This is a genomic window from Staphylococcus sp. 510, assembly GCF_057219715.1.
Window position 1 is genome coordinate 179,928 of record NZ_JBXVVK010000003.1, and the last position, 6,898, is coordinate 186,825.

At 32.4% G+C, this 6,898-nt stretch carries 6 protein-coding genes; 3 read left to right on the forward strand and 3 right to left on the reverse strand.

Going from position 1 to position 6,898, the window contains the following annotated elements:
* Positions 1–82 precede the first annotated feature (82 nt).
* The 3 genes from AC2D8K_RS03850 (at position 83) to AC2D8K_RS03860 (ending at position 3,227) form a co-directional block, all read left to right on the forward strand.
* Positions 83–1,438 (forward strand): cytochrome ubiquinol oxidase subunit I, encoded by a 1,356-nt coding sequence (locus AC2D8K_RS03850; RefSeq protein ID WP_075778646.1) that lies wholly within the window; start codon positions 83–85, stop codon positions 1,436–1,438.
* On the forward strand, positions 1,435–2,451 hold the full coding sequence (locus tag AC2D8K_RS03855) for a cytochrome d ubiquinol oxidase subunit II (protein ID WP_484698054.1): 1,017 nt from the start codon (positions 1,435–1,437) through the stop codon (positions 2,449–2,451). The genes AC2D8K_RS03850 and AC2D8K_RS03855 overlap by 4 nt, the downstream gene beginning before the upstream one ends.
* Positions 2,452–2,567: 116 nt before the next feature.
* Positions 2,568–3,227 (forward strand): potassium channel family protein, encoded by a 660-nt coding sequence (locus tag AC2D8K_RS03860; RefSeq protein ID WP_002450696.1) that lies wholly within the window; start codon positions 2,568–2,570, stop codon positions 3,225–3,227.
* Positions 3,228–3,326: 99 nt separating this feature from the next.
* Here AC2D8K_RS03860 and rnjA read toward each other — a convergent pair whose 3' ends face one another.
* The 3 genes from rnjA to def all read right to left on the reverse strand — a co-directional run bounded on the left by rnjA (position 3,327) and on the right by def (position 6,699).
* Positions 3,327–5,015, reverse strand: a complete 1,689-nt coding sequence (gene rnjA / locus AC2D8K_RS03865; protein ID WP_002450695.1) for a ribonuclease J1 — start codon at positions 5,013–5,015, stop codon at positions 3,327–3,329.
* A complete protein-coding gene (locus tag AC2D8K_RS03870; RefSeq protein ID WP_002450694.1) occupies positions 5,015–5,233 on the reverse strand; it encodes a DNA-dependent RNA polymerase subunit epsilon in 219 nt (72 codons plus the stop codon). The genes rnjA and AC2D8K_RS03870 overlap by 1 nt, the downstream gene beginning before the upstream one ends.
* 914 nt (positions 5,234–6,147) lie before the next feature.
* Positions 6,148–6,699 carry a peptide deformylase gene (def, locus tag AC2D8K_RS03875; RefSeq protein WP_002450692.1) on the reverse strand — a complete coding sequence of 184 codons (552 nt, stop codon included), beginning with the start codon at positions 6,697–6,699 and terminating at the stop codon, positions 6,148–6,150.
* Between the last annotated feature and the right edge of the window lie 199 nt (positions 6,700–6,898).

Sequence of the window (6,898 nt, forward strand, 5' to 3'; positions counted from 1 at the left end):
AACATTTAGTTCATCATGATAAGGATTTATAATTTTAAGCATTGTGAAATTACTAAAAAATATAAATACAAGGTGATTATATATGGATTCAGTTGAAATGAGTCGATTACTTACAGGTATGACCTTAGCCGTTCATATCATATTTGCAACGATTGGTGTAGGTATGCCATTAATGTTTGTTATCGCTGAATTTCTTGGTATACGAAACAACGATGCACATTATATTGCATTAGCGAAACGATGGTCGAAAGGATATACCATTACAGTTGCTGTCGGTGTAGTGACGGGAACAATTATTGGTTTGCAATTATCGCTTGTTTGGCCAACATTTATGAAAATGGGCGGTCATGTAATTGCATTACCTCTATTTATGGAAACATTCGCATTCTTTTTTGAAGCTATTTTTCTTAGTATTTATCTTTATACTTGGGAAAGATTTAAAAATAAATGGATTCATTTTGTTATAGGCTTACCTGTAATTATAGGTGGATCATTCTCAGCATTTTTCATAACGTCAGTTAACTCGTTTATGAATACACCAGCTGGTTTTGAAATGAAAAACGGACGTATGGTTAATGTTCAACCATTAGAAGCAATGTTTAACTCATCATTTATCGTAAGGTCCTTCCATGTTGTTGCAACAGCTGGCATGACAATGGCGTTTATTCTTGCGGCAATTGCTGCATTTAAATTGCTAAAACAGACGCATCCAGAAGATAAAAGATATCATTTAAAAGCATTAAAAATGACGATGATTGTTGGGTTTATTTCAACATTGTTATCGATGTTAGCGGGAGATATGTCAGCTAAGTTTTTACATAAAGTACAACCAGAAAAATTGGCTGCATATGAATGGCATTTTGACACACAATCTCAAGCTAATTTAGTATTTTTTGGTGTTTTAAACGAAAAGACGAATGAAGTATCAGGCGCAATAGAAATCCCAGGAATGTTAAGTTTCTTAGCTGATAATAGTTTGAAGACGACAGTAAAAGGACTTAACGATTTTCCTAAAAATGAATTGCCACCATTAATTGTTCATTATTTCTTTGACTTAATGGTTTCAATGGGCGTATTCTGTTTTGTGATTTCAGGAATTTTTATGTTGATTTTATTAATTAAGAAGTTACGACACTTAACTACACATAAGGTAGTTTTATATAGCATATTACTTACTGGTCCAGCGTCTATGTTAGCAATTGAATTTGGTTGGTTCTTAACGGAAATGGGACGCCAACCATGGATTGTAAGAGGATACTTAAGAGTATCTCAAGCAGCGACTCAAGCTGGTGGTATTACATTAGTGACGATTTTATTTGGTTTATTATATCTTGTACTCATCGTTACATCTGCATATGTGTTACTCAGAATGTTTAGAAACAAACCTGCAATCAATGATGTCAATCAAGTGCTCAAAGAAAGAGGTGATAACAAATGATATATTCATATATAGGTATTACAGTCTTATGGATATTTTTATTTTGTTATATCATCGTAGCCTCAATTGATTTTGGTGCTGGATTCTTCGCATTACATTCTAAACTTACTGATGAAGAAAAGAAAATCAATCATCTTATTGAAAGATATCTTAGTCCAGTATGGGAAGTTACGAATGTCTTCTTTGTCTTTTTCTTTGTTGGATTTATTGGATTCTTCCCTGATTCCGTTAAATATTTAGGAACGGTTTTACTTGTACCAGGTTCAATTGGTACGATTCTTATTTCAATAAGAAACAGTTTCTATGCCTTTGAGAATTATGGACAAGATACAAAATTACCATGGATTTTTCTATATGGGTTAACTGGTTTACTTATTCCAGCTGCATTAGCAACCGCATTAACAATTTCAGAAGGTGGCTATATTAAAGAGGTAGGGAATCATGTTGATTTAGACTGGGTTCAACTATTACTAAGTCCTTTTGCATGGGCTGTTGTTTTCTTGGCAATTATCTCAGTGTTATATATCTCTTCTGGATTCCTTACATTTTATGCTAATAAAGCAAAGGACCAACCGGCATATCATTTAATGAGACAATGGCATATATTTTGGGGACCACCAATGATTATTATTTCCTTGTTTGTCTTTTTATCACTAAGAGTACAAAACTCAGAGCATTTTAATAATGCTGTCTTTAACTATTGGTGGATGTTCGTGATAAGTTTTATCTTTTTCCTAGTTGCAGGCGCACTAACTATTTTTAAAAGAAATCATGGTTTAGCATTTATAATGGTGATATTGCAAATGTTATTTGCTTTCTTTGGATATGGTATCAGTAAATTACCATATTTATTACATCCATTCGTAAAAATTTCTAGTTCTCATGTAAATGATGAAATGGGTCTAGCATTGGTTATTTCATTTATTTTAGGTTTACTTTTATTAGTTCCATCGTTACTATTATTATTGAGACTATTTGTTTTCGATAAAGATTATGTAGAAGGAAAAAAATAATCAACTATAGTAGAACAAATCATCATTTCGATTTTGCATCAGCTTTTACTATATATTTATTTGAAAAAAGTTGATTTGATCGTTGTTATTTAAATGTGTAATAAGCGGAGGACTGTATGGAAAAGGAATACGTAGTAATTGGTTTAGGACGCTTTGGTGGCAGTATTGTTAGAGAGCTTAACGCCTTAGATATGGATGTTATGGCCATTGATAGTGATGAGAACAGAGTTAATGAATATAGTGATATTGCGACGCATGCTGTAGTAGCGGATACTACTGATGAAGCAGTCATGAAAAGTTTGGGAATAAGAAACTTTGACCATGTTATTGTTGCTATCGGTGAAAATATTCAATCTAGTACATTAACAACACTTATTTTAAAAGAATTAGGTGTTAAAAAGGTAACTGCCAAAGCACAAAATGATTATCATGCTAAAATATTAAATAAAATAGGTGCGGATACGGTTGTCCATCCAGAACGTGATATGGGCCGTCGTATTGCACACAATGTGGCTAGTGCGAGTGTGCTCGATTATCTAGAATTAGCAGATGAACACTCTATTGTTGAATTAAAAGCTACTGAAAAAATGACTGGCCAAACAATTATTGATTTAGATATTCGTGCGCAATATGGTATTAATATTATTGCGATTAAAAGAGGTAAGCAGTTTATTGTGTCACCAGATCCAAATTTAAATATTGAAATTGGTGATATCCTAATCATGATTGGTCATGATAATGACTTAGGTCGATTTGAAAAGAATATAGCTAAATAAAAAATGGTTTAGTCAATGATCTTGGCTAAACCATTTTTTATAAAGAAATCCCATAAGCCATATCATTAGAATGATAGTTGCTTATGGGATATTTTAATATTATTTCTTTTTATCTTCATTAACTTTCATAATGACAGGTAAGATCATTGGTCTACGAGCTGTTTTTTCAAATAAGTATGGTTGTAAAGTTTCAATAATTGATGATTTAATTTGATGCCATTGAATGTCTTTATTTTGGTTTAATTTAGAAATAACATCAGTTTTAATACGACGTTGAGCATCATAAATTAGTTGACCAGATTCACGCATGTACACAAAGCCACGTGAAATGATATCAGGACCAGAAAGTAATGTGTTTGTGTTGAAGTCAATGCTTACAACAACAATAACTAGGCCTTCTTCAGATAATAATTTACGGTCTCTAATAACAACATTACCGATATCACCAATACCACTACCATCAACAAGTACATTACCTGATGGAATTCTACCTGCTTTACGTGCTGAATCATGAGTTAAAGCAAGTACATCTCCGATATCGAAGATAAAGACGTTATCTTCGTCAACGCCACAATCAACACCAGTTTCACCATGTGCTTTGAGCATACGATACTCACCATGAATAGGTAAGAAGTATTTAGGTTGGATTAAACGTAACATCAATTGTTGATCGCCTTGTGATCCATGTCCAGAAGTATGGATGTTAGAAATTTTACTATGAATAACATCTGCACCAGCTTTATATAAAGCGTTAATTGTACGATTTATACTCTTAGTATTACCTGGAATAGGTGATGAACTAAATACGACAGTATCTTCTGGGATAATCTTGATTTGTTTATGTGTACCATTAGCGATACGAGATAATGCTGCCATTGGTTCACCTTGAGAACCAGTACATAAAATAAGTAATTCATGTTTAGGGATATTATTGATTTTTCCAGGTTCTACAAATGTTTCTGGTGGGGCTTTAATGTATCCGAGCTCCATACCTATTTTAATATTATTTTCCATTGAACGACCAAATGTAACAATTTTTCTATTATGCTTAACTGCTGCTTCAACAGCTTGTTGAACACGATAGATATTCGAAGCAAATGTCGCGAAAATGATACGACCTTTACAATTACGGAAAATTTTATCAACATTTTGTCCTACTTCTCGTTCACTAAGCGTAAAGTCCGGAACTAATGCATTTGTAGAATCAGAAAGCAGACAAAGTACGCCTTCTTCACCTAATTTAGCCATTTTTGCAATATTTGCTGGTTCACCTACAGGTGTGAAATCAAATTTAAAGTCACCAGTATGAACAATTTTACCTTCAGGTGTATCGACAATAACACCATAGGCTTCAGGGATACTGTGTGTTGTTAGATAGAATGATATTTCAAAGTGTTTGGATTTAATCACACTATCCTCATTAATTTCGTTTAATTGAGCGATACGTAATAAATTATGTTCTTCTAATTTGTTTCTAATCAAACCTAAAGCTAATGGACCACCGTAAATAGGTACATTAATTTGCTTTAATAGGAAGGGCACACCACCTATATGATCTTCGTGTCCATGAGTGATAAACAGACCAACGATTTTATCTTGGTTCTGTTCTAAGTAAGTGTAATCAGGAATTACATAATCAATTCCTAGTAGATTATCATCTGGGAATTTAATCCCTGCATCAATAATCACGATTTCATTTTTGTACTCGATAGCATATGTGTTTTTACCTACTTCACCTAAACCACCAAGTGCATATACACCTACTTCATTTTGATGTAATTGCTTCATTATTCAGCATTCTCCACATTAAAATGATCTGAATGTTCTTTTTCGTAATCTAAATGTGCGCCCTCTAATTTAGTGATAAATTCGATATTAAAATTACGGTCTTTTAAATAACGTCTTACTTGTTCTTCAGTTTGTGCTTCAACATAAATCGTTTGCGTATTTTCACGCACGATTACTTCATCTTTATTATGTTGATAGAATACTTTAAATACTGCCATTGATATAATTCCTCCTAAGGATTGTTTTTAATATTTATTCAAGTCCCGTGGTTGATAGCTCGGGTTATTAAAGATAGAAATCAGATTTTGTCTTTGATATTGTTCTTCAATAAAAGTATGTGTATTTAAATTTAATAATAGACATACTAGCTAATCTAAATAAATATATAACTATAATTATTTAATTTCACTGCCGAGTATGTTTTCCAGGGAAATCATGTCGTTCAAATTTTGAAAAATAGGATTAATTCACTAAGATTTCAGTTAATGTATATTTTACATGATGTACTAAAAGAAATAAAGCAGTTTTATCATTAAGTGAGCGAACAGACACATATAATAGTAAGAACTTTTAATCTGTATTTAGGATAGAGAAAAACAATATTTAACTTTAGTCGCAGTATCGAAATTATTTACACGTTGATGTAACACCACGATGGTGATTGAATTCATCATCTGAGAGGGTTTCAACGATTTCATTTACATATCGGGAAATATCGTTTTTAGGGATAAGGATTGAAATTTCCATTGGTAGTGTAAGTTGAGACATATTATAATCTTTATATATAAGGCACCTCGTTGATTTAGTTTATTGGTATTTATTAAATTATACGAAAGGGCCTTATTTTTTTTAAGTATTTTAATGTAAAATAACATGTTAATACGTAGTATTGTTGACGAGACTCCTGAGGGAGCAGTGCCAGTCGAAGACCGAGGCTGAGACGGCACCCTAGGTAGGGACCCAACACAAAGAAACTGATTTAATCAGTTTCTACAAGTAATGCAAGTTGGGCATAGCGAAGTCATACAAAACGAAGTATTGAATATAAAAAGAAGCACAAAGGTGATTTTCAATTTCAAATCATCTTTGTGCTATTATTTTTGGGATTTATGTCCTAGACTCTTAAATCAAATTATGCTTCTACTGCATCTGGATGCGGTGCTAATGGATTAGCATCATCAATATGATCATAGAACATAATACCATTTAAATGATCAATTTCGTGTTGGAAAATGATAGCAGGATAGCCTTTTAAACGTAATTTAACGTCATTACCATCGATATCTTGAGCTTTAATTGTAACTCTATTATGACGATGAACTAAACCTGGGATATTTTCGTCTACACTTAGACAACCTTCACCAGTTGGTAAATAGGCTTCTTGAACACTGTAACTCATCACTTTTGGATTAACTAGCATGTAATCATAAGATTTTCCATTTCCGTCATCTGGTAAATACACGGCAATCATTCTTTTTGATACATTAATTTGTGGTGCAGCTAAACCTACACCTGAGCGTAAACCATATTTTTTAGCGATGTCGTCATCTTGACTATTGATTAAAAACTCTCGCATAGCTTTTAATGTTTCTTTATCTTCATTTGATAAAGGAAAACTTAATTCTTGAGCTTTTTCACGAAGTGTAGGATGACCATCTCTTATTATATCTTTCATTGTTATCATGTCTGACACCTTCCTTAACTACAAATATACCAAATATAATAGGTAGAAGTACATTGAAGTAAATTAGATTATTAGTAGAAAATGAAAATAAAAGTTAAAATAAGAATACACATGACATAATATGTGTTTAGAAAGTGACATTAAAAATTGAATAGAAAGATACGTCAACGTGATATATGTGTGAGTTATAAGAGGTCGA

Coding starts and splice junctions, on each gene's coding strand:
- def (WP_002450692.1), bottom strand. CDS start 6,699: ATGATAACAATGAAAGATATAATAAGAGATGGTCATCCTACACTTCGT.
- AC2D8K_RS03855 (WP_484698054.1), top strand. CDS start 1,435: ATGATATATTCATATATAGGTATTACAGTCTTATGGATATTTTTATTT.
- rnjA (WP_002450695.1), bottom strand. CDS start 5,015: ATGAAGCAATTACATCAAAATGAAGTAGGTGTATATGCACTTGGTGGT.
- AC2D8K_RS03850 (WP_075778646.1), top strand. CDS start 83: ATGGATTCAGTTGAAATGAGTCGATTACTTACAGGTATGACCTTAGCC.
- AC2D8K_RS03860 (WP_002450696.1), top strand. CDS start 2,568: ATGGAAAAGGAATACGTAGTAATTGGTTTAGGACGCTTTGGTGGCAGT.
- AC2D8K_RS03870 (WP_002450694.1), bottom strand. CDS start 5,233: ATGGCAGTATTTAAAGTATTCTATCAACATAATAAAGATGAAGTAATC.